Origin of the sequence: Hymenobacter aquaticus (assembly GCF_004765605.1) — a bacterium.
GTDB lineage: Bacteria > Bacteroidota > Bacteroidia > Cytophagales > Hymenobacteraceae > Hymenobacter > Hymenobacter aquaticus.
The window spans coordinates 910,975-937,022 of the sequence record NZ_SRLC01000001.1 but is presented as its reverse complement, the minus strand read 5'-3'; the positions used below and the strand labels follow the sequence as shown (position 1 = coordinate 937,022).

Genomic DNA, 26,048 nt, shown 5'->3' with positions numbered 1-26,048 from the left:
CGCAAACGAATTTACAAGGGGTTTGAAGTGCTGAGCCTCCTGTCGGGATCGAACCAACGACCTACTGATTACAAGTCAGTTGCTCTACCAGCTGAGCTAAGGAGGCGAATTGTGGTGCAAAACTACTGCTTCGCACCACATTCCCAAACTAGGACCGAATAATTTTCAATTGTTTCTTCAGGCCCTCAATGCGGTTTTTGGCCTCGTCGATGCGGCCCTGGTATTCCTCGCGCAGCTGGTTGGCGTTCTTCGAGCGCGCAAAGAACTCAAGGTTAGTCTGTAAGGTGGCAATGTCATTTTCCACCTCGTTGATTTCGCGGCGCAGGGCTTGCTCCTTGCGGTACAGGGCCTGCTGCGAATCCGGGCTCGACTTGAGGCGCTCTACCTGGAGCTGAAACAGCAGATCGGTGCGGTCGGCGTACGAGAGGCCGGGCACCGCGTCCAGGTATTTGCCCATCAGGGTGAGGAACTTCTCCTCGGCCCGCTCGGCCGAGCCGCGGGGGCCGCTGGAAGCACCATCGAAGCCGCGCCACTCGTCGACGTGCTGCCGGAAACCTTCCAGCGTGCCGGGGGCATCCACGGAGAGAGCCGCTACGGCTTCGGCAACCCGGTCGAGGTGGGTGGCCTGCTCCTGCGATACCTGCTGGGCCTGCTGCACGCGCTGCTTGGCCTCCTCATTTTTGCGGTCGAAGAACGAGTCGCAGGCGGTGCGGAAGCGGTTCCACACCTTATCTGACTGCTTTTCGGGTACGCGGCCGATCAGCTTCCACTCTTTCTGCAGGCGAATCACGATTTCGCGGCCTTCCTCCCAATTCGGGTTCTGCAGGGCCGCTTCGGCCTGGTCGCACAAATCGAGCTTGCGCTGCAGGTTGGCGTTTTTCTCTTCGTCGAGCGACTTGAAGAATTGGTTTTTGCGCTGGAAGAAGCCTTTGTAGGCCGACCAGAACTGCTTGTTAAGCTGCTCGGCTTTGTCGCGGGGCACGAGGCCGGCGGCATCCCACTCCTCTTTCAGCTTCTGCAGCTCGTCGGTTTTGGCGCGCCACTCGTTCACGCGCTCCGTCTGGAACTCGGCGAAGGGCTTGATCTGCTCCAGCAGGGCAGTTTTGCGGGTCAGGTTGGCGTTTTCCTGGGTCGAGCGCACGTTCAGGAATTCCTTCTTGCGGTCGTGCACTTTTTCCGAGGCCAGCAGGAAGCGGTTCCAGATGGCGTCGCGCTGCTCATTAGCGACGGGCCCGATGTGCTTCCACTCCTCGTGCAGCTGGCGCAGCTCCTGCAGGGCCTTGTTGATGCTGGGCTGGCTGGCCAGGGCCTCGGCGCGCTGAATCAGGGCTTCCTTGGCTTCGAGGTTGCGGCGGCGGTCCAACTCCTTCATTTCGAAGAACAGGCCGCGGTTGTTGTAATAGATGTCGAGCAGGGCGTGGTAGCTGTTCCAGATTTCCTGGGCGTCCTTCTGCGGCACGGCCCCGGTGGCTTTCCAGTCGTTCTGCAGGGCCTTGATGCGGATGGAGCTATCCTTGGTTTCGGCCGACTCGACCAACTGGCGCAGCTGCGAGAGCAGGTACTGCTTGTGGGCCAGGTTTTTGGCGCGCTGCTCGTCTTCGGCGCGGGCGTCCTTGGCGCGGCTGTCGCGGAACTCCTGCAGGGCCTTGATCAGCTCGGCATGGCCTTCGGGGCCGTTGAAAGCAAAGTCGTCGGCTTCGCCCCCGCTTTCGGTGAAGCGCTGCCGGGCCGCCGTGCGCTCCGCGTTGATGCTGGTTTCGTACTGGCGGTGCAGGTCGAAGATCTGCTTGCGGTTCTGGCGGGCGTCGGGCCGGCGCAGCAACGTCAGCAGGTGCGAGGCCTGGGCGGGCAAGTCCAACGTGGCAAAGTCGGGCACGGGCACCTCGGGCACGTATTCTTCCTCCTCTTCCGGGCTGACGGCCGTTTCGGAAGCCTCGGCCGCGGCGGCGGCGGCCTCCGTAGCCGAGTCGTTGGCCGAGGTGGGCAGGGCGGCCACCGAAGCCGGGGCCGTTTCGATGTCGGCGGCCGTTGCCAGCGGCACGATGGGCTCGTGCACGGCGGCGGGCAGTTCGGTTGCCGAAGGGGTGGCAGCGGCCGGCTCAGCGGCAGCCTCCGTCGTAACGGGGCTGGTTTCGGTCAGGGTGCCGGCTTCGGCGGCCGTGGCGGTAGGCGACGTTTCGGGCGCGGCGCTGGTTTGGGCGGCCGCTTCGGCCGACTGCACGCCGGGGTTGGCATGTCCGTAGTGGTCTTCGGCGCGGGCCAGCGGCGCGGAAACAGGGGCAGTTTCGTCGGCAGCCAGGGCAGCCGACGTTTCGGCCGCGGCTTCCGACGCGGCGGCCGTGGGCTCGGCCGTGCCGGCGCCGGCGGGGGTATCGGCTACGGGGGGCGTGCCCTGGGCGGGCCGCTCGGTGATTTCGTTGGTGGTAGAAGCCAGCGGGGCGGCCGGAGCGGCGGCGGCCGGCTCGTTGGGGGCCGGAGCCGGGGAAGCCGGGGGCGTGGCCGGAGCATCAGCCGGGTTCTGCTTGGCCTGGATTTCGGCCAGGCGGCGCTCCAGAATGCTCATCGGCGACTCCGAAGAAGCATCGGAGTGGTTGGGGGCGGAATTCTCGTTTTCAGGTAACATAGGTCAAAGGAAAAGGCCTGGCGCAGGAAAGGAATGGGTGGCCCGGCAGCGAAGAAAGCAAAAGCTAATTTAGGCGGGGGTCGAGCGGATAGTTGGACAGGACCCGGAAGCGGCCCCCTTTTTCACGCAAAATGGCTTGCCAGAAGGCATCATTATTCAAAGTAAATACTTTCCCGGCAGCATTGGGGTGCACTATCCAAACATTTTCCTTCACTTCCTCTTCCAACTGGCCCGCCGTCCAGCCCGAATAGCCGACGTACAGGCGAATATCATCGGCGGCCAGCTCGCCGCTGAGCAGCAGGCCCAGCACCACCTGAAAATCGCCGCCCCAGTACACGCCCTGCCCCAGCGCGGTGGCGTTGGGCACGTCGGCGCGGCGGTGCAGGTAGTGCAGCGTGTCGGGGTAAACGGGGCCGCCCAGGCCCAGGGGCAGGCGCGCGGCCGGGGAGGCGTCGCCGCCGGGCAGCTCCAGCACGTCGCCCAGCAGCAGGTTCGACGTGCGGTTGAGCACCAGCCCAAAGGAACCCTCCTCCTCGGAGTGGCGGCACATCAGCACCACCGTCCGCTCGAAGTTCGGGTCGCCCAGAAAGGGCTGCGAAATCAATAAACTACTGTCGCGTAGCCGAGGCATGGAAAACGGGTTGAGGAATGAACGATACGCAAAAGGCCGGTAAAACTACGCTTGCCAGCAAGCGTACGTCGCGGTTCGGGGCTTGAGTAAGGACAAACAATCGGCCGGGCACATTGGCCGCAGAAAATGCGCGGTGTCGCTTTTACCCTACGCAGCGAAGGCCGCGCTAGGTTCCCAAGGGTGCGGTCAATATACTACCTTGCGCCTCTAAAGCCACTGCACTCTATTTTTTCGGGGGTTCACCACATGACAGATCAACAATTAGCCGACCTGCGCCAGACGTATTCGCAACGCACCCTGTCGGAGGCCGACGTGCAGGCTGATGCCGTGCGCCAGTTCCGCCAGTGGCTCGACGAGGCCCTGAGCGCCCACCTCGACGAGCCCACGGCCATGACCGTTTCCACGGTGAATGCCGCCGGCCAGCCCTCGGCCCGGGTGGTGCTGCTCAAGGGCCTGCCCGACGACGCGGGGTTTCTGTTCTATACCAACTACGACAGCCGCAAGGGCCACGATTTGAGCGAGCGGCCCCTGGCGGCCCTCACCTTTTTCTGGCCCGGCCTGGAGCGGCAGGTGCGGGTGGAAGGCCGGGTGGAAAAAGCCCCCGAATCGTTGTCGGACAACTACTTCCAGAGCCGGCCGCGCAGCAGCCAGATCGGGGCCTGGGCCTCGCCCCAGAGCCAGGTAATCGGGAGCCGGGAAGAGCTGGAAGCCCAGGAACGGGACGTGGAGCAGCGCTTTGCCGGCCAGGACCCACTACCGCGCCCCGCGCACTGGGGCGGCTACATAGTGCGGCCCGAGCGGGTTGAGTTCTGGCAGGGCCGCCCCAGCCGCCTCCACGACCGAATCGTGTACGAGCGCGCCGGCCAGGGCTGGACGCTGAGCCGCCTGGCGCCCTGACGGTGAAGTGGTGAGATGGTGAGTTTTCGTTCTGCCGGCACAGTACGGCGCATGTAGAACACCTCACCACCTCACCACCTCACCATCTCACCACCTCACCATCTCACCACCTCACCATCTCACCACCTCACCATCTCACCACCTCACCATCTCACTCATTCACAGTTTGGCTGAAATTCAACCCGTCCGCGGCTGGCGCTACAACGCGGACCTGAGCGCCCACATCGACGACTACGTTTCGCCCTTGTTCGACGTGGTATCGACCAAGCAGCGCGAGGCCCTCTACCGCAACGAGCTGAACAGCATTCACCTCTCGGTGCCGCGCGGCGGCGACCCGGCCGGCGAAGCCCTGGCGCGCCTGCAGCAGTGGCAGCAGCAGGGCGTGCTGCGCCAGGACGAAATGCCGGGCATTTACGTCTATTACCAGTATTTCCGGTTGCCGGGCAGCCCCCGCGAGTACTGCCGCAAGGGCTTTATGTGCCACATCCGGGCCTACGACTGGAGTGAAAACGTGGTGCTGCGCCACGAAAATACCCTGCCCGGGGCCGTGAACGACCGGGCCGAGCTGCTGGCCCGCACCCAGTTTCAGACCAGCGCCACCCACGGCCTCTACCGCGACGAGGACTTCGAGCTGGAGCGCTACCTCGACGAGGCCATTGCCGACCCGCTTTACCAGACCGAGGAAGACTACCAGGGCGCCCGCGACGTGCTGGCCGTGATTCAGGACGCGGCCATTATCCGCCGCTTTCAGCAGGTGATGGCCGGGCGCGAGGTAATTCTGGCCGACGGGCACCACCGCTACGAAGGCTCCTTGGCCTACCGGCAGGCCCGCATGGCCGCCGCGCCCGCCAACTCGGGCCGGGAGCCCTGGCACTTCCACCTGATGTACCTGACCAACGCGGCGGCCGACGACCTGCGCATTCTGCCCACCCACCGCCTGCTGCTGGAGCTGCCCGCGGGCCTGACGGATGCGGAGTTTCTGACCCGGCTGGAGCCGTACTTTACCGTGCTGCCCAAAGACGACATCTACGATTTGCCCGAGCTGATTGCCGGCAAGCCCTGGGCCTTTGGCCTGTATATCGGTGGGCAGGCCTATAAGCTGCGCCTGCGGCCCGAGGTGCACGAACAGCTCACTTGGGACACTACCCCCGAAGTCAAAGCCCTGGATTTGACCGTGCTGCACTTTTTCGTGCTGGAAAAGGCCCTGGGCATTGTGGGGCCCGACGCCCAGCGCACCTGGCCGGGCGTGGCCTACGTGCGCAACTTCCCGGAGTGCCTCAGCCGCGTCGACCGGCAGGAAGCCCGCGCCGCCCTCATCGTGAATGAAGTGACGATGGAGGAAGTCGAGCGGGTGTGCCACTCCGGGGCCGTAATGCCGCCCAAATCCACGTTTTTCTACCCCAAAACCATCGGCGGATTTCTCTTTACCTCCATCCGCGACGACGAACACGACAATGCCTTCTACACGCCCCACCTTGCGCCTGGTTCTGGCCTCTAACTCGCCCCGCCGCCGGCAGCTGCTCACCGACCTGGGCCTGCGCTACGAGGTGCGCCTGCGGGAAGTGGATGAAAGCTTTCCGCCCCACCTGCACCGGGCCGAGGTAGCCGAGTTTCTGGCCGCCCACAAAGCCGAGGCCTACCGCCCCGACCTGGCCCCCGACGAGGTGGTGCTCACGGCCGATACCATCGTGTGCCTCGACGACGACGTGCTCAACAAGCCCGCCGACGAGGCCGAAGCCCGCGCCATGCTCACTCGCCTGCAGGGCCGCACCCACGATGTGTACACCGGCGTGTGTTTGCTCAGCGGCACGGGGCAGCGCACGGTATTCTCCGACCAGACCCGCGTCACTTTCCGGGCCCTGACGCCGGCCGAAATTGAGTTCTACGTGCGCCAGTACCAGCCCCTGGACAAAGCCGGCGCCTACGGGGCTCAGGACTGGATTGGCATGGTAGCCGTGACCAAGCTCGAAGGCTCCTACTTCAACGTGATGGGCCTGCCCGTACACCGGGTGTGGAAAGAGCTGGAACAGCTGGGAATGGTCACGTTACAGCAACCATCTTAATCCGTTAGTTTAGATCATAAGAATAATTATGACTGCTTTCTGATTCCGGTGAGCGGGCGGGCAGCGGCCGCGCTGCTGTTTCTATCCATCACTCGATATAAGACCTGGCTAACCGCGCCCCGGGCTGATAACCGGCCCGGCAGGGCCTGCGTACTGCCAAGCGGCTCAGCCGCCCCGGCGCCCACGTATAGCCGAATCCTCACCCACTTCTTTCCCGGTTACCCATGCTGCACAGCCTTCTGTTTGCGCCCTTCGCCGACCCGGCCTGCCAGGCGCAGTACGATGCCGTGCTGGAAGCGCTACAAGCCGAAGCCCACCCCGGCACGACCGTGCTGCTGGGCAACTTTCTGCTCGCGGAGGAACCCATCGACGCCGTGGTGGTGCGGCGGCACGGCATCACGGCCCTGCTATTTGTGCCCGGCAGCGGCCAGCTTAGTCTGCCAAGCCTGGATGGGCCCTGGCTGCTGGACGGCAAGCCCCTGGCGGAAGAAGCCCTGGCCAATCCTTTTGCCCGGTTCCGGCGCCAGCAGCCGGTGCTGGCCGACTGGCTGGGGACCGATCTGAGCGCCCGGCCCATTCCCGCCCCGGCCCTTACGGCCGTGGTGCTGTTTGCCGCACCCGTCACGTTTGATGCCACCATGGAGCCCCGGCTCCGCCAGCAGCCCGGCGCCGACGGCTTCCAGCTGCTGCGCCACCCGGCGCACCTCCCCCGGCGGCTTCAGCAGCTTACCCGCGCGGAAATTGAGCTGAGCGAGGAAGCACTGCAGGGCTGGGTGCGGGAACTAGCCACCGACATGCCCACCCGCGTCTTCGAGGAAGACGTGGTGGAGGAAGTCTCGGAGCTGGTGGCGCCTATGGGGTTCTGGGAGCATAAGGCCAGGCAGCTCTGGCACTGGCTGGGGGCCGAGGATATTCCGGCCGACCGGCCCTACGGCTACCCCGCAGAAGACGCCGAGGCCGCCGGCCGCGCCGAGCAGCGGCGGCTGGCACAGATCCGTCAGCAGGTGCGGGAGGAAGTGCAGGCCCAGCAGCACGCCGCCGCCGCCCGGGAAGCCGCCCGCGACCAGCTGATTCAGGACTTGCAGACCCAGCTTCGGGCGGCTTCAGCTATGGCCCCGGAAACGCAGGCGCTACAGCAGCGCCTAGCCGTTGAAATGCAGGAAAAGGCCGCTTTGCAGGAAGCCGTGCGGGCCGCCCAGAGCGAAGCCGCGGTCCGCAATCAGCTGCTCGACAGCCGCATCGAGCAGCTGGGCACGTTGATGCAGCAGCTGCAGGCCCGCCCGGCTTCGCCTGCTGTCCAGCACCCCGCTCCGGCGCCGGGGCCGGTTGCTCCCGTGCCGCCCGCAGCTCCGGCGGCGGCGCGCCCACCTCGTCGGGCGGCGGCGGCGCGGCCCGCGGCGGGCTGGCAGCTGCAGTGGCACCGGGTAGCCGTGGTGGCGGCCCTGGCCGGGGGGCTGGGCTGGGGCGTGTGGGGCGTGCTGCACCTGGCCTCGAAGCTGACCAGCGGCCCGCCGACAAGCCGTAGTACTTCGGCGAAACCCCGCCCGGCCCCGGCCACGCCTGCGGCCGCCGCCGCGCCAGACGCCGACCAATACCAGCCGGATTCGGTTGGGACGGACGCCGAGCCGGAGCCATCAGCGGCCGTACTCGATTCGGCGGAAGTTCCGGCCGGGCCAGTTGATTCCGCGGAAGTAATGCCGGAGGTGGACGAGCCGGAGCTGGACGACACGGCCCCGAACTAGCCGAAGCAGGCGGCTATTTTATCCGGGCGGGGCTGGTTCGGGGCTTCCAGGTGGTAATTGTCGGCGTGTCCTTATCCATTCCTAGCCCACTCTTAAGCCGGCGAGGTCGCCGCATCGGTGGCCGGTAGAAAGTCCGGGCTGGTCGCTTGGGAACTAGCGGCGGCCGGGGCCGGCGGCGGGGCGGTATCGACGGGGACGCTGGGCGTGCGGCTTTCCTGCCATTTCAGGCCCAGGTACGTGGCGTTGCTGATGCCCAGCAGCAGAATCTGGTTGTCGGTCCAGACGGGCATGGCTACCGTGTTGTAGACGGTGCGCACGAAGAAGTAGCCCATCATCAGGGAAATAACCACCTGCTGCAACCGATTCAAACTCAGGCCGTGGTCGTCGGAGACAATGTCGGTCAGCCAGCCCCGGCTGGTTTGCGGCCCCGCTGCCACCGTGGCCGGGTCGGCAGAGCCGGACGTAATCAGGGCGTTCAGGGCAGTGGTGCCCCCGCTGATGCCCAGCAGCGCCAGCGACGTGGTGGAAATGTCCGGCATTTCGCCCGAGACGCAGTAAATCACCAGAAAGCTGCCTAGGATAACGAAGGTCCACCAGGCCATTTGCACTTTGGCCAGACTAAATGCCGGCTGCAACGCGCCCACCGTGGCCGCCGGGCTGCCCGCGCCCACTGGGGTGCTGGCCGTGGTGCGCAGCAGCCACGAGCGCCGCCCCAGCACCAGCAGCCCCAAGCCCAGCCCGATGGTGCCCAGGATAGCAACCCAGAGCGTGGCGGGCTGAATCAGCTCCACACGGATAGTGTTGCCCCGGCGCGGGTGCAGCTCGGTAAAGACTCGGTCCTCGTAGCCCAGGCCCAGCCGCCCGGCGTGCGAATAGTCCCAGGGCGAGTCGTAGACGATGTCCCAGTAGTTGTAGTTGCTCACGTCGCGGCGCAGCTTGAATATCACTTTATCGGGTACGCCGATTGGGTATTCATCCAGCAGCACCTGCAGCACGGGGTCGGCCGCGCCGGGCGTTGCCACTGTGGAGTCGGCGGCCGCCTGGGCCTGGGCTTTGGCCAGGGCCCGGGCCGTCAGCACCGAGTCGGCCCCGGACTCATCGACGTACAGGGCCAGGGGTGGCATGCCCACCAACGGGGCATCGTCGATGTAGAGTACCAGGTCGCGCGCCTTGTCGTGGGCTTTCTCGGGAGTAAGGCCCTGGTGCACCAGCAGCTCTTCCTGAAACCGCAGCCACCGGTTCAGCCCCCGTACTTCCAGCACGATGGTGCTGCCCAGCGCGAACACCGAATCCTGCCGCGGGTCATCCGTGACGTAGACCCGCTCGATAACCGGCTGCTGGGCCCGGGCGCCACCCGGCAGCCCGGCCAACAAGGCCACAACGGCCAATAGACTGCCCGCCTTTTTCAAAAAAATATGCATCTGATTTACAACAAGAAGCCTACAAGCACTTCCTGTTTGCATTGAGAATAGAAACCGGGTAAAATTCTTCACCGATAACAGGCTGTAAGGGTAATAAGAGCCGGAAGAAACCGAGCGGGTTCTGGCCCCGGAGCTGAGCCAGAACCCGCAGAAAGCCGACGCTAGGCGACGAATTTTTCCTGGGTGCGCCCCAGCCAGCTGGCCAGGTATTTCTGCATCCGGTCGTCGGGCACCAGGTGCAGCTCGGTGTGAAAGAACTGGTGCCAGGCGGCCAGGGCCTGCGCGTCGGCGGGCGAAAAGCTGCCGGCCCGGTAATCGTAGAAGGCGCGCCGCATGGCAATAAAGCGGGCGTAGAAGCGGGCTTGGTCCACGGCATTCAGCGTGGCAATGGTCTGGGCCCCTACTTTCCCATCGACCACCAGGTGCGCCCCAAACTCGGTATTGAGCAGGTACTGCAGCATTTTGGCCGGGCGCGCCACGCCGGCATTCACGCCGTGGTCGGCCAGCTGGTCGGCAATGGGCTGCGAATTGACTCCGTCCAGGCCCAGCGGGTTCCAGTACTCGGCTTTGTAAAAGCTCATTACCTGGCTGCCCAGGGCCGCGTCGGCTTCCAGGGTGTGGCTCAGCGTCAGCCACTCGGTTTTGGGCACGGGGGGCGCGGGGCAGAGCCGCGTCCGGATGGCATCGACGGCGGGCCAGCCGGGCCAGTGCGGGTTGTAGGCGCGGGCAATGCCCCGGTAGGTTTCTCCGCCCGGGTCGAGCGGGTCGTGGCAGTAGCCGCCTTCGTTGGCGAGCAGCGTGGGGAAATAGTGAGCAAAGTTTGCCATAGCAGGCGGCGTTGAGCGTGGATAAACCGGACGGACCGGCCCCGGGCAGCAGGCACTGCCGGGCCGGGCGAAGATGCCGTTTTGGCCGGTGCCGGGGCAGGAAAAGCGGTAAAGTCCGGCGTTTGGTAGGTAAACGGCGGCTTCTGGTATGCCGGGCAGCACCGGGGCAAGCGGCCGGTAAAAATTATTACTTACCCTAGATGAATAGGGCTTTGTTTATTACTCCGACTTCTATTTATTCGCAGTCCAATCCTATTTCTGCGCTCCTCTATCCTACCGCTGCGCTTCGTGGGCAGCTCCTATTGCAACGCTTTTCGGGCCCTGCCGGGGCTACTACCGGGTTCCACGTACCAAAACGGGTCGTTTGCCGTGCTGGCAGGGCAGTTCACATGCTTCGCCGGCGGCCGCCCCCGGTTCGGGCTCTACCTTGCCCGCCAAGTCTTTCCCGGCGGTATCCCGCAGCTCGATCCCATCGTGCAGTCATTCCGGCTTTGGCCGGCTCGTTTATCGCCGGTGCCCCGCGGCCCGGCCCGGCTTTTCTATTATCATGACTCCTTCCCCTCTGTATCAGCGGCCCGTTTTCTGGCTTATCGTTATCGGCCTCGTGCTGCTGGCCCTGTGGTATAGCCGGCGGCCCACGGCCGACAACCGCGCTATTCTGAGCCCTCGGCAGGAAAAAGCCCTGGAGCAGGACCTGCAACAGCAAGCGGCCCGCCGCCGGCAGGACTCGCTGGCCACGGCCCACGCCGATACGGCCGCCGCCACGCTGTACCACCACGGCCGGTTAGCGGCCGATTCTGCCCGCCGCCTCCACCAACGTACGCATGAAACAACTGCTCCTTCCGACACTTCTGCTGCTGAGCTTCAGCGCGAGCTCACAGGCTATTAAGCCGGCCCCCAAAACCGTGACGCTGTCGGTGACGCAGGCGGCTAAAATTGAAGACAGCCTGCGCGTGCTGCCGCTGCTGCGCCAGGAAGCCCGGCAGTGGCGCCTAGCCGCCGCCGACTACCAGGGCGCGGCCGACAGCCTGCAGCGGGCCGGGCGCCTGCAGCAGGACGCGGCCCGCTCCTACCAGAAAAGCCTGGACGACCAGCAGCGGCTGCTAGCCTCCGAAACGGCCGAAAAAACCCTGTGGCAGGGCAAAGCCCGCAAGCGGGGCCTGCTCAACGGGCTGCTGATAGCCCTGAGTAGCGGGCTGGTTCTGCTGGCGGCGGTGCGCTGAGGCGGCGCTACAGCCCCGGGGCTTACTACCCACTCTCTTTAGCAACAACAGATGATAGACTTTACTACGCTCCGCAAGACGATATGGCCTGGGAATTAGCAATCCACACTTTCGACGTAGGCCAGGGCGAAAGTGCGCTCCTGGTGGCCCGCGACCCGGCCGTCGCCCCGGTGGCCTACAAAACGATGCTGATCGACGGCGGCATCGCGGCGCAGGGGGCGCTGGTGGCCGGCTGCATTGACGCCATCTTGCCGGCCAACGTGCCGGTCGACCATATTCTGGTAACGCATTACGATGTCGACCACTCGGGCGGCATCATGTCGCTGCTGGCGGCCGACAACTTTTTTCAGATCTGTGATACCATCGCCCGGATAGCCATTGCGGAAGCGAATATGGGCATCAACCGGCCCCAGCAGATAGCCGCTGGAGCTGCCGGCACCTGCGCGGCGCTAATCGGCGCTTACGCCCTGCCCGGCTCCGACGACTCAATGTACGCAATCAGCGCGGGCATGAGTGCCCGCGCCCACGTGGTGCCCACCACCACCGATGCCGATGCGGCGCTCTGGGGCATGCAGGAAGCCGAAAGCGTGGTGGGGAACCTGCCGGCAAACCCCTGGCTGATTCCGCACACCTCCACCAAGAAGCGACGGGAAGTCGCGCGTCGCACCGGCGTTTTCATAGCCGATACGCTGGTCAACCCGGCTATCGTGGGGGCGGCGGCCATTCGGGTGGCGGTCCGGCAGTTTGTCTTCGCTCAGCTTGGCACGCTGGTCAAGGAGAAGAACTGCAATTTTTCCACCGGCGGGCGGTTTAGCACTACTCACATGATTGATACGGGCAACGCCAGCATGCCCAACAAGTACGATTCCTACGTGAATGGGCAGCTGCTGCTGTCCTCGCAGAACATCACGGCCCCCAACGTGAACCGGCAGCGCACCACCGCCGCCCTGGGCGACGAGATACTGTGGAACTCGGGGCCGAATGCGGCGGTGCCGGTGGCCAACGCGCCGATGGTGTTCGTGGTGGCGGTCAATAAATACATGTGGCGCGGCGACCCGAACCGGATGCCCATCGCGCTGGCCGAGGAAAACAACTCCGACAGCTACGGCCTGGTGGTGCGGTTCAACAAGTTCTTTTTCTACACCGGGGGCGACCTACCGACCTCGGGCGAGGAGCTGATAGCCCAGGCCGTGATGACCAACGGGCTACCCATTCCCGGCACGGCGAACCAGTTTGCGCTGCCCCATTGCATTGCGGCCTTTAAGTGCGGCCACCACGGGGCGACCACCTGCACCAGCGACGTTTTCTTGAATGGCCAAGTAGCTCCCCTGCCGGTCCGCCAGGGTATCCGGCCCCGGGCCGCCCTTATTTCCTGCGGCCACCCGGGCACCAACTATTACCACCCCGACCAGCCCCTGATCAACCGGCTGCAAGCCTGCGGCTCCCTGGATTACTGCTTCCTGACCGGATTCCAGGTAGACCCCGCGACGCTGCAGGGACCCAAGATTCATGTGCCCGCGAGCCTGGTGCCGGCCGTGCTGCAGTATCCCGGTCCGGTGGGCAACAAGATGTACGTGAGTGGCAACGCCGCGGCCCAGTACGGCCACATCAGCCTCAGCATCAACGAGGACGAATCAGCATCCAACTCCCCGGCGTATCCGCTGGGCCCCGGCGACGCGGCGCTGCGCCAATTTCACATTACATACTGGGAAGAAGACACGCACGGCGGGTTTCTGACGGTTCATATTCCTTTTTAACAGCCCGGCTATGGATTTGCAAACCTTACTCAGCTACCTGCAGGGCCAGGCCACGCCGCTGACCCTGCGAGCCACCGATACCAACCTGCCGCCCGGTTTCCAGGCTTTCCTGGGCACACTGCCCGGCCGGGAGCTGGTCGTCGCGCCCGACCCCAGCACGGGCCTGCGCCTGCAGAACAACCGCCTCACCATCTCGGGCACGACCAGCGCCGTGTGGCCCCTGCAAGGGCTGCGGGACGTAGCCGTGACGCTGGCCTCCATTGAGCTGACCATCGAGGACCAAGGCACGGGCACGGTGGCCTACGGCGGCGTGGCCCACGGCACTTTGCCCTTTTCCAGCACCGTGGCGGTGCCGGTGCTGGTATCGGCCGCCACCACCAGCCCCACCGACCCGCCCACCTGGCAGGTAACCCTGGCCCAGAATGCCGCCAACCTGACGCCCCTGCAGGTAATCCTGCTCGGCAGCGCGGGCGGCGCGCTGCCCTTCGACCTGCCCGCCGGCCTGGATTTTCTGACGCAGGGGCTGGTCGTGGATAAGGACGCGTACAGCATCACGTTTCACCCCAACACCACCTACGAGGCCTACACCCGGTTTGTCCTGAATGCCCCGGCGGCCACCTGGAAGCCCGTCCCGGACATCTTCGAGTTTGACGGCCTGAGCATCGTGGGGGCCAACAAGACCAATTCCTTCGGCCTCACCCTTATCGGGCATCTGGCCGTGGAGGGCGTGGCCCTGGATGCGGGCCTGACCATCATGCGGGGCAGTGCGTGGCCGGTGTTTGTGCGCCCGACGCCCCCGGCCCAGGCTTTTCCCGGCCTGGCCGCCCTGGCCCACTGGATTGGCGCCGGCGACGTGGTGGGAAGCTTTACCAACCACGGCCTGAGCACCAGCGGCTTGGACGCGGCTATTTCCTCGGTATCGGCCGTCGTCGACGTGACGAAGTTCTCCCTGGTCAGCCTCAACGTGGCCACCATCCTGACGCTGGGGGCCCTGCAGCTGGACGTAGTTATTACGCTGCCGGGCATCACGGTGCAGGGCAGCCTGCACAATAAGGCCCCGCTGAAGGTCAAAGACCTGCTGACTTCTTTGAGCCTGCCGCCCGACCTGGTGCCCGAGGCGCTGACCATTGCCACCGCCGAGTTTGTGGCGGCGCTGGCGCTGGGCTCCTACGCCGTTAGCTTCGAAGTTCTGAACCTGTGGACCATCGGGCCGCTGACGCTGGAAGAAACAGGGCTGCGGCTAACCTACAGCCAGGGCAACGGGCTGACCGGCCGCTTCGACTGCGAATTCGGTATTGCCGACAAGGCCCGGGTAGTGCTGCTGGCCGAGTACGACGGGCCCCAGAACGGCTGGCTGTTTCAGGGCGGCCTCGACCCGGCCACGCCGGTGGCCATGGGCGACGTGCTGACGCTACTGGCCGATAAATTCGGCATTACCCAGGTGCCGGAGCCAGTCAAATCCCTGGTCCTGACCGAGCTGCTGGTGTCGTATGCCACCGGCACCGGCACGTTTCAGTTTGAGTGCGCCGGCACGTTCGAAGTGCACGACCAGGCCGTGGATCTTAGCGTGACCATCCGGATAAGCCAGCAGGGCCAGTCAAATGCCGACGCTACCGACCAGACCGGCAAAGTAAGCGGCTCGAAGGGCTACGACGCCTTTTTCAGCGGCCGCCTCACCCTGCACGACCTGGAGTTTGACGTCGTGTTCGACACCAGCAAGAAAGCCGGGGCCGGCAGCAGCGAAAACACGTTCATTGCCACCTACCAGGAAGTAAAAACCGCCTCTCTCAACCTGCAGCGCATGGTGGCGGCCGTGTCGGCAACCGTGGCCGCCGACATTCCCGCCGACATCAGCATCGACTTAAAGCAGGCCAAGTTCGTCTTCTTCGCCCCCGCCGCTACCGATCAGGCCCCCACGCCCGCCAAGCAATTCCTGCTGGCCTTCGAGCTAGGCACCTCCTTTAGCCTGGCCGACATTCCGGTGGTGGGCTCCAAGCTGCCGGCCTCCCTGACGGCCGCCGTAAACGACTTGCAGGTACTGTACTGCTCGGCTTCCTTTGCCCCGGAAGCCGTGGGCGTCGTCAATCCGCTGCTGCCGGCCGGCATCTACCCGCTGGCGGCCGCCGGCACCACCCAGGGCCTCACGGTGCTGGCCGAGCTGCAGCTGGGCGAGGCCACCACCCAGCTCACCATCGGGGGCAGCAACGCCTCGGCGACGCCCCCGGCCGCCCCGGCTCCGGCCGGCGCTCCGGCCGCTCCGGCGGCCACTACGCTGGCCGCTGCCGCCCCGGCCCCGGCTCCCATCAAGTGGATCGACATTCAGAAGCAGCTGGGCCCGATTCAGTTTCAGCGCCTCGGCGTGTCGTATGCGGAGGGCATTCTGATGTTTGCCCTCGACGCGGCCGTGACGCTGGGGCCGGTGTCGTTTTCGGCCCAGGGCCTGGCCTTTGGCAGTTCCCTGTCGACGTTTTCGCCCAAGTTTGACTTGCGGGGCCTGGGCGTGTCCTACTCGTCGCCGGCCCTGACCATCGAGGGCGCCATCCTGAAGGTGCCCGCCGACGAGCTGGCTCCCGGCGTGCTGATGCAGTACGACGGCGCCCTGATCGTGCAGGTGGAGAAATGGGGGTTGTCGGCGCTGGCGTCGTACGCGCAAATGGCCGACGGCATGCCGTCCCTGTTCATTTTCATTGACGTGAATGCCACCCTGGGCGGGCAGCCCTACTTTATGGTCGAGGGCCTGATGGGCGGCTTCGGCTTCAACCGCACCCTGGTGCTGCCCTCCTTCGACCAGGTGCAGGACTTTCCCCTGCTGGCCCTGGGCGGACCCAGCACCGGCGGCTCGGCCCAGGGCCAGGCCATGCACACGCTGCAAATTCTGGAGGGCGAAGTAGCCGGCGCGGGCGGCACCAAAACCCAGTGGATCGTGCCCCAGGAAGGCCAGTACTGGCTGGCCGCCGGCATCAAGTTCTCCTCGTTTGAAATCGTGCAGGGCGAGCTGCTGCTGGTCGCCGAGTTTGGCAACGACCTGCAATTCGCGGTGCTGGGCCTGGCCTGGCTGAGCTTGCCCCAGGGCGCGGGCCCGAGCGAAACCTTCGTGTTCGTGGCCCTGCAGATGGAGGCCGTGCTCAAGCCCCAGGAAGGCTACTTCGGCGTGGCCGCCAGCCTGACGCGCAACTCGTTCGTGCTCACCAAGGACTGCCACATCACCGGGGGCTTCGCCTTCGACCTGTGGTTTGGCAAGAGCCCCAACGCCGGGCAGGTGGTCATGACGCTGGGCGGCTACCACCCGGCCTTTAAGCCCCCGCCGTTTTACCCGCTGGTGGCCCGCCTGGGGTTCAACTGGCCGGTGTCGGGCGAGGTTTCGCTGAAGGGCGGCGCCTACTTCGCCATTACGCCGGCCTGCGGCATGGCCGGGGGCAGCCTGGAGGCGCTCTACCAGTCGGGCATCGTGAAAGCCTGGTTTACGGCCCAGGCCGACATGCTGGTCACCTGGCACCCGTTTTCCTTCGTGGCCGACATTCGGATTGAGCTGGGTGCCTCGGTGCGGCTCAACCTGCTGGTGTGCCACAAAACGGTGACCGTATCGCTCGGGGCCTCGCTCAACCTGTGGGGCCCGCCGCTGGGCGGCAAGGTGCGGGTGCACGTGGTGGTGGTGACCGTTACGGTGCATTTCGGCTCCGACGGGGCCCCGAACCACCAGGATCCGCTGGACTGGACCGGCCTGAAAACCCTGCTGCCCGCCCCGGCCGACGTGTGCAACGTGGCCGCCAACAGCGGGCTGACCCAGACGCTGAAGCGGGATTCGACCACCGGGAAAGTGCTGTTCAACAAGCAGGCGCCCGTGAAGGATGCCACCAGCCTGTGGGTGGTGCGGGCCGGCTCGTTCAGCTTCACCACCCAGAGCGCCGTGCCCGCCAGCCAGCTTACCTACGGCCCCGACCACGCCAACGCCCAGGGCAGCGGCACCATTGACATCCGGCCCATGAACCTGACGGGCGTGCAGTCGGTGCACAACCTGCGCATCTCCCGCGACAGGGCCGACGCCGACGCCCTCGACGTGAGCCGCTGGACCCTGACGCCCACCCGCAGCAACGTGGCCGCCACCCTGTGGGGCGCTCCCCTGCGCGACGGGCGTGGCAACTTCGTGCAAACCCCGGCCCAGCCCGCCGCCGACGTCATCCAAGACCAGCTGAGCGGCTACTTCGTGCAAGCCCCCGCCGCCGTGGCCGGCGACACGTTCGGCGTCGTCTCGCTCGAAGCCCTGGCCGTCGAGTACATTCTGCCCGGTCAGGGCCAGAGCCCGCTCAGCACAGCCCCCACCCGCTCGGCCGACTACCAACCGGTCGTCAGCGACACGGTGCTACAGGACCTGGCCAACCTGGCCACCCAGGCCCCGCAGCGCACCGCGCTGTACCAGGCCCTGCAGGCGGCCGCCTTGTATTCGGGGGCCAATGACCCGATGCTGAACCTGGCGGCAGGCGTCGAAAGCCTGTTTGCCGACAATCCTCTGGAACAACGATAAGCCTTTCTTATGAGCACTGGTAGCGATATTACCGCCGATATTCCCGTTGGCGACCTGCAGCTGTACGACAACTACCGGCCGCCGATGGAGGCGGGCAATTATTTCATTACCGTGAGCCACAGCCTGCCGGGCGTGGCCACCGGCGGCGACGTGCTGCGCACCCGGCAGGAGTTTCTGGTGGCCGCCCCGCAGTTTACCATCGACACCCAGCAGATTATCAACCAGTACCCTGCAGCCGGCAGCACGGGCCAGTACGGCGAAGTGCTGCCCCACCTGGTGCTCAAAGACCCGATGCTGGCCTGGGAACGGCACATGGGCGGCACCAATACGCCCTGGCTGGCTTTGCTCGTGTTTGAGGAAGCCGAGCTGGCCGACGGCGACGATCCGCACACCAAAACCCACACGGCCACCGTGGCCGACTTTCTGGCCCTGGCCGCCCCGGTGCTGGCCCCCAAGCCCGCGCTGGAAGCCGACGTAGACCCTACCAGCCCCTGCCACTACATCCGCATGGCGGCCGACGTGTTTCAGGCCGTGGTGCCGCGCCTCGACGAGCTGCCCTACCTCTCGCACGTGCGCAAGGTGAATACCGACGACCGGGCCAGCCTGAGCCTGCACGAGCACGGGCTGTTTTCGGTGACGGCCGCCAACCGGTTTCCCCGCGCGGCGGGAGCCACGGCCAGCCAGCCGATCAAGAACATCATGCACCTGGTGTCGCTGGAAGGCATGGAAAAATACCTGGCCGCCGATGCCGACCTGAAGGCCTACTCCGGGGGCGTGGCCCTGGTGTCGCTGGCCAGCTGGACGTTCCTGTGCCTGCCCGACCAGGCCCAGGATTTCAACAGCCTGGCCACCAACCTCATTACCCAGGAAATCACCAACGGAGCCGTGGACCCGGGCCGGCTGTGGCTGCGCCTGCCCATGCCGTCTACCGCTCCCGCTGACGTAGCGGGCAAGGAAGTGCAGCAGCGCATTGCCCACGGCTACTCGCCGCTGGCCTACCACACGCGCAGCGGCGAGGACACCTTTGCCTGGTACCGGGGGCCGCTCACGCCCCTGCTGACCCAGCCCCAGCAGCTGGACGCACCCTTCTACACCGCCGACGCCGCCCTGATCTACGACCCGGCCTTTGGCGTGTTCGACGTGTCGTTGGCGGCGGCCTGGGAGCTGGGCCGGGAGGTGGCGCTGGCCGACGCGCACTTTGCCCAGCGCCTGCTGGCTTTCCGCCGCAAAGCCCACCGCCTCACCGACGCCCTCTACCGCCGCCTGACCTCCGACCACTTCACGGCCAACCAGATTGACCAGCTCGACGCCACGACCACCGTGCAGGATACCTTGCTGGGTTTGCTCACCCCGCAGCTGGTGCAGGACATTGGCGCTACCGCCGACAGCAGCCGCCTGAACGCTACCCCGCCGGCCGCTACGCCTACCCCTGCTCCCGACCCGATTGCCGATACGCGGGCTTTCCTGGCCGACCCGGCCGTGCTGACCCAGCTCCAGGAGCTAACGGCGGAGGAGCTGGCCCCGCTGGCCGAGTGGCTGGCCCAGCTGATGCTGCTCTACCCGGTGCCCTTCGACAACCTGGTGCCCGATGAGCGCATCCTGCCGGTGGAATCCCTGCGCTTTTTTTACCTGGACGAAAACTGGCTGCGGGCCGCCCTCGACGGGGCCCTCAGTCTGGGCCTGGACTCCAGCAAGCAAACCTTTTTCACCCAGGTCACCAAGAACCTGGTGTATGAGGCGGCCCGCCAGGCCCTGGCCGTGGTGCGCGACGTGCTGCAGGGCCGCCAACCGGGCACCGCGCCGCAGCCGCCCACCATTATCAGCGGCTTTCTGCTGCGCTCGGCCCTCGTCACGGGCTGGCCCAACCTGGCGGTGCGGGCCAAAGACAAGGCCGACACTTCCCTGAAAATCCTGCGCCTCGACCACCTGGCCACCAACGTGCTATTCTGCCTGTTTGATGGTGTGCCGCACACCGTGGAGTTCAGTGAGCCCCAGGAAAGCCTCGGCTTTGGGGTGGATGAAGCCGGCAACGCGGTGCTGCGCACCGTGGCCCCCGGCGCCACCAACGTGGGCGCGCAGGTGGGCACGGTCCAGATTCGGGACCTGCACGGCCAGCAGCCGCTGGGCATGCGCGCCCCCGGCAGCCGGGTGCTGCACATTGCCCCCACCGACGCGGCCGGACTGGTGCAAACCCTGGCCGCAGCCCTGCGCAAGCTGGGCGTTAAGCTGCCCAACGACACGCTGGGCCCGGCCGCCTTTGCCCTGCAGCTCATCAAGTCGGCCGAGGCCGTGGTGTTTACCAGCCAGGCCTCCTAGCCGGCCGCGCGTCGTTTTTTTCCTCTTTCTGAATCACCTTGTTATGAGCAATCCGCTACTGGTTCCGATAACGCTTGACATCCTGCTGGCCAACGCGGCGCTGCGGCAGCGCGACACTTTCCGGCGCTGGAAACATACCTACAGCGCCCTGAGCAGCGACACGTTTCACAGCTCCGAAGCCCGGGCCTTCGACGCGAATATCGACGACGCCCGGGTGGGGGCCTTTCTGCACTGGACCCTGCCCCGGGCCCTGCGCTCGGCCAAAACCGGCACGACTGATTACCCGCTGGTGCCCAACCGCTGGCTGGTAACGCGCATCAGCCGGGATGCTACCGGCCACAACCTGCAGAAAGCCTGGGTAGTGGAAAGTGACTGTGCCAGCAGCCACGCCGAGGGCGCGAGCTATTTTCTGGTGGATGACGCCACCGTAGCGGCCTGGCAAAGCAGCACCGAACCCAACCGTCGCGCGGCCCGGCCCGAAGCCATCGTGCCCGCCCCCGGCCCGCTGAGCGACGTGCCGACCACGGGCGCTTACCTGGCCAACATCGGCGTGGCCTTCGCGCAGCCTACCTGGCAGGAGCAGGCCGCCACGCCCCTGTTTCTGACGGCCGTAGCGCCCGGCAACCTGGAGTTCAGCGCCTACGTGCCCTTCCACGAAGGCGTGTTTTCCTTCTACGACGACCTGCTGGACGCGCCCGACGTGACAACGCTGAGCTACCTGGTAACGGGCTGGTACTCGGACCCGGCGCGCGACATCGTGGCCACCGGCGCCACGGGCTTTACCGGCGGCACTACCACCCAGCAGGTGCTGGCGGCCCTCAACTGGACCCTGGCCGCTTCGGCCGAGCCCGGCACGCTGACCAGCAGTCTGTATTCGGGCATGGCCTTTGGCCTGAGCTGGGACCGGAACGCCACGACGGCCCCCGGTCCCGACCAGCTCGAAGCCACGCGGGCCACCCAGCACCTGACCGTATCGGTGGCCAATACCAGCGTCGACGCCTTCAGCACGCTGGTGGCCGCCCAGCTGGCGCAGGTGCCCGGCTACTCGGATACGGCCCGGGTCGTGGAGCTGCTGCGCGCTTTTCACTACGACTTTCTGCCCCTGCTCAACGAGCCCAACGGGGAGGCGCTGCTGGCCGAGCGGGTACGGCAGGAATGGTTTAGCTCGAAAGCCGGCGGCACCCGCTGGGTTATCGTGGCCGACAAGCCCGCCGGCGACGACAAGCCCGAGGCCGCCGAGCAGGCCTGGCTGCGGCAGCTCAACCTGGATCAGCAGGCGCTGGACTCGGCCCTGCAAACCCTGCACAGCCTGCAGTGGGAGTTGAACGCCGCCTGGTGGAAGAGCGGCTACCTCAACGCCGTAACCCAGCAGATGAGCCTGGCCGTGGACAACCCGCTAAACCTGGACGCGGCGGCCCAGACCCAGCTGCTCGACGCCACCAATCCGGATAGCCCGCTGGCCCGGGTACTCCGGCAGCTGGCCAGCATCAATGCCTTGCTGACCAAAGTACCCCAGCCGGCCGCCGATGAGAGCGGCAACGCCCAGCAGGCGTTTCTGGCCGGCATCAGCGCCTTTGCCACCCAGCGCGGCATCGGGGCGGGCAAAGTGCTCAAGGCCGTGGCCCTGCCCCGGTTTTGGGCTCCCAACAACCCCAACCTCCTGATTTCCGGCGTTGAGCCCTCGGCCATTACTGACCCCGACGATAGCCTGGTGGTGCGCCTGGCCAGCCAGCAGATCGGGGCGCTGGCCGTGGCGGGTACCACGCTGCTGCCCGCGGCGCTGAGCGCCGTGATTCCGCCCCTGGCCAACCAGGCGGCCCTGCCGGCCGGAGTGGCGGCAGTCTACCAGGAGTTTTTCCTGCTCGACCCCACGAATGCCGCCCAGATAGCCGCCCAAACCAAGGTCGACGCCACCCTGCTGACCACGGCCATGCGCACCCACGATGCGGCCGTCTATACCAGTCAGGGCGGGGTGCTGCCCGCCGTTTCCCTGGATACCTGGCAGCAGCAGTGGCACCCGCTCTACCTGGAATGGCAGGTTATCTACACCGACGTGCCCTACGAGTACCAGGATGCCAAAACCGGCACCCGGCAACTCAACTGGCATTTCAACGGCACCGATTACGAGCTGAACCCGAGCGTGCGCGGGGCGGACACGACCGAAACCATCAGCGGCCGGTCGTTGCTGAGCCCCCACACGCAGTTTACGTTCGGGGCCCGTCTGGAGGCTTTCGTGCGGCAGTACGGCGCCGGGCAGGCTGAGCTGCAAAAGCTCTACGACGAAATTGCCGACGCCGACAACTGGCGGTTTCTGAGTCAGGAGCTGATGGGCTTCAACGAGCTGCTCACCCAGCGCGACCCGCGGGCCTTCCGCAAGCCTACGGTGGAGGCCTTTACCGATGCCGGCCGGCGCGTCACGTTCGAGAAAGTAATCGGCTACCCCGGCAGCCCCAGCCAGCCGCCCTACGACACGCCCGCCCAGCACCAGGGCCTGGTCAACTCGACGCCCGCTGTGAAGGCCGATGGCCCCAGCGAATTTCCCTTCCACGGCATCCGAAGCGGGCAATTCTACTTCAGCCACGTGATTCTCTACGACAAGTTCGGCCGCCAGCTGGACTTGATTCTGCCCCAGGACGGCGGCACTCACGACGCGCGCAACTTCCCGCTGGTGCGCGACGCGGCCCTGGCCCCCAGCCCCAACCTGACGCCCACCATTGCCGCCCCGGTGCAGCTGCCGCCCCGCCTGCTGCAGCCCGCCCGCCTCGATCTGCTGCTGGTCGACCAGCGGGATGAGGCGAAGGTGCTGGGCGTGGCCCCGGACGTGAACCCGGTAGGCGGCTTCGTGCTGGCCAACCACCTGAACCAGTCGGTGCAGCTGTTTGCGGCCGATGGCACGGCGCTGGGCGAGCTGGCCCTGCGCCAAGGCAAGGTGCAGTGGAACCCGCCGCCGCACAGCACGCTTACCAGCGTGGAGGTGGCCGATCTGGCCCCGCAGGTAGCGGCGTTTGTAGCCGGTATTGAGGGCCGTGCGGCGGCGGAGTTCGGGGCCCTGCTCAGCGCCATCGACAGCACGCTCTGGACCACCGACCCGCTGGGCAACCGCACCGACCAGAACCTGTCGGTGCTGATTGGGCGGCCCCTGGCCCTGGTGCGGCTCCGGACGCAGTTCGCCCTCGACGGCCCCCCGCTGACCAGCTGCGACTGGCCCGAGGCACCGGCCCGAACCGCCGGGCCGGCCTTTACCACGTCGGCGTTCAGCATCCGCTTCGGCAGCCTGGCCACGCGCGAAGACGGGGTCATTGGGTACTTTGAAGGGCCGGACTACGCCACGTTTCGCAGCGTGGCCGCCCCGGCCGAGGGGCAGCAGTACGTGCAGCCCATCGGGCCGCTGGCCGCTCCCGGGGGTCACTACGTCACGCTGCCGTTTGATGGGCAGACGGCCAAAACCCTGACCCTGCTGGTAGACCCGCGGGCGGCCATTCACGCCACCACCGGGATTCTGCCGGTGAAAATGCTCACGATTCCGCGGCAGTTCGTCGATGCGCCCCTGGCGCGGCTCGAAGTCACGTTTCGGCTGGGGCCGCTGCTTTCCCGCCTCAAGCCGGTGGCCACCCCGCCGTCGGCGACCAGCCAGACGCCGGCTTTCACCACGGCCCTGAGCTATTTGCCCATCAGCGAGAAAAACGGCGCGTGGTCGTGGTGGGAAAGCACCCGGCACCGCCCCGACCAGCCCACCACCTGGCAGAGCTACGGCCTGGCCGACGCCACGACGACGGCGGCCCTGGGCGCGGGGCCGGCCACGCTGCGCGAAGGCTACCTGCAGCTGCTGACCGACCTGGCCGCGCCCGCGCCCGAGCAATAAGCCCCGCTTCCTACCCTCTTCTCTATTTCTTTCCCGACTTCTTATGGCCTCAACCCCGACGACGCTGCTCACCTACACCGTCAGCACGACTCCCTCCCCGCTGGAAATCAGCACCGACACGCCCACGCCCGGCCTGGTGACGGTGGCCGTAGCCAGCAACCCGGACGTGCTCTGCCGGTTCATTGTCATCAAGGTGCCGATTGGAGACCTGAACGACGACCTCTACCGCGAGACGCCGGCCCCGACTATCAGCAGCAGCAGCGCCGACTGGGCCCCCACGCTGGAAGAAGCCTTCGATGCCAGCGTGCAGGCCGCGCCCCGTAACTACCACACCTTCACGCTGGCCAACAACACGACCAGCCACGTGGTCGACCAGCCCGTTACCTTTACCATCAAGGGCGTGGTGAATGCCAGCAGCGGCAGCGCCCTGCTGCCCGTGGCCGAGTATTCCGCGCCGGTCAGCAGCCCCACGTATTCCAGTAAGGTGGCCTCATTTCCCCTGCCGAAAGCTGCCGCCCCGGCCTTTTACGTCCGGAATTTTATTTCCTCGGCGCCCGACACGCCCACGGTGCCGGCCACGGAGTTTATCAACGCCACGAAGTTCCTGCTGGCCTGGGAAAGCAACGGTACCTATTTCAAGGTGTACCAGAAAGGCCAGACGACGCCTGTCTACGAGGGCAATGCTACCTCCTACCTCGTCGAGCAGGGCTTGCCGACTGATACCACGTTTGTGCTGGCCGCCACGCTGAAGGACGCCACGCTCTACCAGACGCTGACCGTCACGGTGCGAAACCCCAGCCTGACGCCCCACGTCGTGGGCATCGGGGGCCCCTCGGGTTTCCGCCTGGCCAATACCAACAGCAACGTTATAGGGGCCGATGGCTACGGCGGCAACATCGAAAGCCTGGCCTGGGCCACGGGGCAGAACGGCTACGTGGGTCAGTTTTTCAACGGGGCCGGCGGCGGCAGCGCCAACGGGGTGGTCATCAAAGTGGCCAGCACCAGCGCTACGGCCCTCGACGTCAGCCAGGGCGTCATCGACCAGATGGGTACGCCCCTGCTGCGCGTGAGCGGCACCGGAAAAGTCGGCATTGGCATCACCACGCCGGCCTATGCCCTGGACGTGAACGGCGTAGTGAATGCCCACCAGGAAATACGCAGCACGGCCGTTATTTCCAACGCGGCGGGTAGTCTCAGCCAGTTTGGCCCCAACGACGCGGGCTTTTACTACGAGGCCGGCGGCACCATGCAATTCGTGGCCGGCGGCCACCGCTGGATGATGCTCAATACCCAGGGCAGCATGGGCCTGGGCACCGGCTCGCCCGTGGCCAAGCTGCACGTGAACGGCAACGCGGGCGAGCAAAACGTGCAGGGCGTGGCCAACTGGTTTAGCTATAACTGGGTAGGCGCTAACAATACGCTGGTGCACGACGCCGGGGCCAGCGGCCAGCGCCCCCTGGCCGCGTATTTCGAGGGCGGCGAAGTCTGGGTGAACGGCTCCATCGTGTCGGGCACGGTCAGCGCGGCCTCCGACGCGCGCATCAAGCGCGTGGTGGGCCCTTCCGACTGCACCGCCGACCTAGCCCGCCTGCAGCAGCTCCAGATTACCGACTACGCCTACATCGACCAGGCCAACAACCCGGCGCACACGGTCAAAAAGGTCATTGCCCAGCAGGTGCAACAGGTATACCCCGAGGCCGTGAGCCGCCACACCGGGGCCATTCCCAACGTGTACGAGCCGGCGGCCAGCCTCAGCCACGCCGCGGGCTACCTCACCGTGCGCACCACCCGGCCCCACGAGCTGCCCGCCGCGGGCGGCCGGATGCGCCTCTACACCCCGCAGGGCCAGGACCTGCACGTGGAGGCCAGCGTGGTGGATGAGCACACGTTCCGCTTCGCCAGTGAGCAGCCGCACGAGGCCCTGTTCGTGTACGGCAAGTACGTGGCCGACTTCCTCAGCGTGGACTACGATGCCCTGGCCATGCTGAACGTGTCGGCCACCCAGGCCCTGATTCAGCAAAACGCTGCCCTCCAGGCCCAAGCGGAGCGGCAGCAGGCCCGCCTCGACCAGCTGCAGGGCGCGCTGGAAGAATTGCAGGCGCAAATGGCCACCTTGCTGGGTGGCATCAAAGTTCCCGATGCCCCGGCCCTAAATTAGAAGCAG

Annotated in this window: 15 protein-coding genes and 1 tRNA gene; 11 read left to right on the top strand and 5 right to left on the bottom strand. The window is 66.0% G+C overall.

What is annotated here, in order from left to right; translation table 11 throughout:
• Window positions 1-33 precede the first annotated feature (33 nt).
• The 3 genes from E5K00_RS03780 to E5K00_RS03770 form a co-directional block, all read right to left on the bottom strand.
• Window positions 34-106: transfer RNA gene (locus tag E5K00_RS03780), tRNA-Thr, on the bottom strand.
• A gap of 42 nt (window positions 107-148) precedes the next feature.
• Window positions 149-2,623, bottom strand: coding sequence for a DUF349 domain-containing protein (locus E5K00_RS03775; RefSeq protein WP_135461838.1), 2,475 nt, complete (start codon window positions 2,621-2,623; stop codon window positions 149-151).
• 64 nt (window positions 2,624-2,687) lie between these two features.
• Window positions 2,688-3,254 carry a YqgE/AlgH family protein gene (locus E5K00_RS03770; RefSeq protein WP_135461836.1) on the bottom strand — a complete coding sequence of 189 codons (567 nt, stop codon included), beginning with the start codon at window positions 3,252-3,254 and terminating at the stop codon, window positions 2,688-2,690.
• Between the two features lie 246 nt (window positions 3,255-3,500).
• On the opposite strand from E5K00_RS03770, the gene pdxH reads away from it, so the two are divergent.
• The 4 genes from pdxH to E5K00_RS03750 all read left to right on the top strand — a co-directional run bounded on the left by pdxH (window position 3,501) and on the right by E5K00_RS03750 (window position 7,956).
• Window positions 3,501-4,151, top strand: a complete 651-nt coding sequence (pdxH, locus tag E5K00_RS03765) for a pyridoxamine 5'-phosphate oxidase (protein WP_135461834.1) — start codon at window positions 3,501-3,503, stop codon at window positions 4,149-4,151.
• Window positions 4,152-4,317: 166 nt separating this feature from the next.
• The gene (locus E5K00_RS03760; RefSeq protein ID WP_135461832.1) at window positions 4,318-5,649 is read left to right on the top strand and encodes a DUF1015 domain-containing protein; all 1,332 of its coding nucleotides are present in this window, start codon (window positions 4,318-4,320) and stop codon (window positions 5,647-5,649) included.
• Window positions 5,627-6,214, top strand: a complete 588-nt coding sequence (locus tag E5K00_RS03755) for a Maf family nucleotide pyrophosphatase (protein WP_317128868.1) — start codon at window positions 5,627-5,629, stop codon at window positions 6,212-6,214. The genes E5K00_RS03760 and E5K00_RS03755 overlap by 23 nt, the downstream gene beginning before the upstream one ends.
• A 224-nt stretch (window positions 6,215-6,438) precedes the next feature.
• Window positions 6,439-7,956: a hypothetical protein gene (locus tag E5K00_RS03750; RefSeq protein ID WP_135461828.1), complete on the top strand. Its 1,518-nt coding sequence runs from the start codon at window positions 6,439-6,441 to the stop codon at window positions 7,954-7,956.
• 92 nt (window positions 7,957-8,048) lie between these two features.
• Here the strand turns inward: E5K00_RS03750 and E5K00_RS03745 are convergent, their stop codons facing one another.
• Together E5K00_RS03745 and E5K00_RS03740 are read right to left on the bottom strand one after the other, a co-directional pair.
• Entirely contained in the window at window positions 8,049-9,377 is a 1,329-nt protein-coding gene (locus tag E5K00_RS03745) for a hypothetical protein (RefSeq protein ID WP_135461826.1), read from the bottom strand.
• Window positions 9,378-9,538: 161 nt separating this feature from the next.
• Window positions 9,539-10,204 (bottom strand): glycoside hydrolase family 108 protein, encoded by a 666-nt coding sequence (locus E5K00_RS03740; RefSeq protein ID WP_135461823.1) that lies wholly within the window; start codon window positions 10,202-10,204, stop codon window positions 9,539-9,541.
• Between the two features lie 547 nt (window positions 10,205-10,751).
• On the opposite strand from E5K00_RS03740, the gene E5K00_RS03735 reads away from it, so the two are divergent.
• The 7 genes from E5K00_RS03735 to E5K00_RS03705 all read left to right on the top strand — a co-directional run bounded on the left by E5K00_RS03735 (window position 10,752) and on the right by E5K00_RS03705 (window position 26,042).
• Window positions 10,752-11,093, top strand: coding sequence for an SHOCT domain-containing protein (locus E5K00_RS03735; protein WP_135461821.1), 342 nt, complete (start codon window positions 10,752-10,754; stop codon window positions 11,091-11,093).
• Window positions 11,029-11,427 (top strand): hypothetical protein, encoded by a 399-nt coding sequence (locus tag E5K00_RS03730; protein WP_135461819.1) that lies wholly within the window; start codon window positions 11,029-11,031, stop codon window positions 11,425-11,427. Before E5K00_RS03735 ends, E5K00_RS03730 begins: the two co-directional genes overlap by 65 nt.
• Window positions 11,428-11,510: 83 nt before the next feature.
• Window positions 11,511-13,184, top strand: a complete 1,674-nt coding sequence (locus E5K00_RS03725) for an MBL fold metallo-hydrolase (RefSeq protein ID WP_135461817.1) — start codon at window positions 11,511-11,513, stop codon at window positions 13,182-13,184.
• Between the two features lie 10 nt (window positions 13,185-13,194).
• The gene (locus E5K00_RS03720; RefSeq protein ID WP_135461815.1) at window positions 13,195-17,706 is read left to right on the top strand and encodes a DUF6603 domain-containing protein; all 4,512 of its coding nucleotides are present in this window, start codon (window positions 13,195-13,197) and stop codon (window positions 17,704-17,706) included.
• A 9-nt stretch (window positions 17,707-17,715) separates the two neighbouring features.
• Window positions 17,716-20,022, top strand: a complete 2,307-nt coding sequence (locus E5K00_RS03715; protein ID WP_135461813.1) for a hypothetical protein — start codon at window positions 17,716-17,718, stop codon at window positions 20,020-20,022.
• 43 nt (window positions 20,023-20,065) lie between these two features.
• A complete protein-coding gene (locus tag E5K00_RS03710) occupies window positions 20,066-23,884 on the top strand; it encodes a hypothetical protein (RefSeq protein WP_135461811.1) in 3,819 nt (1,272 codons plus the stop codon).
• A 43-nt stretch (window positions 23,885-23,927) separates the two neighbouring features.
• Window positions 23,928-26,042 carry a tail fiber domain-containing protein gene (locus E5K00_RS03705; RefSeq protein ID WP_135461809.1) on the top strand — a complete coding sequence of 705 codons (2,115 nt, stop codon included), beginning with the start codon at window positions 23,928-23,930 and terminating at the stop codon, window positions 26,040-26,042.
• The last annotated feature ends 6 nt before the right edge of the window (window positions 26,043-26,048 follow it).

What these genes read in the sequence shown, in the direction of transcription:
- E5K00_RS03775 (WP_135461838.1), bottom strand. Translation starts at nt 2,623, where the DNA reads ATGTTACCTGAAAACGAGAATTCCGCCCCCAACCACTCCGATGCTTCT.
- E5K00_RS03770 (WP_135461836.1), bottom strand. Translation starts at nt 3,254, where the DNA reads ATGCCTCGGCTACGCGACAGTAGTTTATTGATTTCGCAGCCCTTTCTG.
- pdxH (WP_135461834.1), top strand. Translation starts at nt 3,501, where the DNA reads ATGACAGATCAACAATTAGCCGACCTGCGCCAGACGTATTCGCAACGC.
- E5K00_RS03750 (WP_135461828.1), top strand. Translation starts at nt 6,439, where the DNA reads ATGCTGCACAGCCTTCTGTTTGCGCCCTTCGCCGACCCGGCCTGCCAG.
- E5K00_RS03745 (WP_135461826.1), bottom strand. Translation starts at nt 9,377, where the DNA reads ATGCATATTTTTTTGAAAAAGGCGGGCAGTCTATTGGCCGTTGTGGCC.
- E5K00_RS03740 (WP_135461823.1), bottom strand. Translation starts at nt 10,204, where the DNA reads ATGGCAAACTTTGCTCACTATTTCCCCACGCTGCTCGCCAACGAAGGC.
- E5K00_RS03735 (WP_135461821.1), top strand. Translation starts at nt 10,752, where the DNA reads ATGACTCCTTCCCCTCTGTATCAGCGGCCCGTTTTCTGGCTTATCGTT.
- E5K00_RS03730 (WP_135461819.1), top strand. Translation starts at nt 11,029, where the DNA reads ATGAAACAACTGCTCCTTCCGACACTTCTGCTGCTGAGCTTCAGCGCG.
- E5K00_RS03725 (WP_135461817.1), top strand. Translation starts at nt 11,511, where the DNA reads ATGGCCTGGGAATTAGCAATCCACACTTTCGACGTAGGCCAGGGCGAA.
- E5K00_RS03720 (WP_135461815.1), top strand. Translation starts at nt 13,195, where the DNA reads ATGGATTTGCAAACCTTACTCAGCTACCTGCAGGGCCAGGCCACGCCG.
- E5K00_RS03715 (WP_135461813.1), top strand. Translation starts at nt 17,716, where the DNA reads ATGAGCACTGGTAGCGATATTACCGCCGATATTCCCGTTGGCGACCTG.
- E5K00_RS03710 (WP_135461811.1), top strand. Translation starts at nt 20,066, where the DNA reads ATGAGCAATCCGCTACTGGTTCCGATAACGCTTGACATCCTGCTGGCC.
- E5K00_RS03705 (WP_135461809.1), top strand. Translation starts at nt 23,928, where the DNA reads ATGGCCTCAACCCCGACGACGCTGCTCACCTACACCGTCAGCACGACT.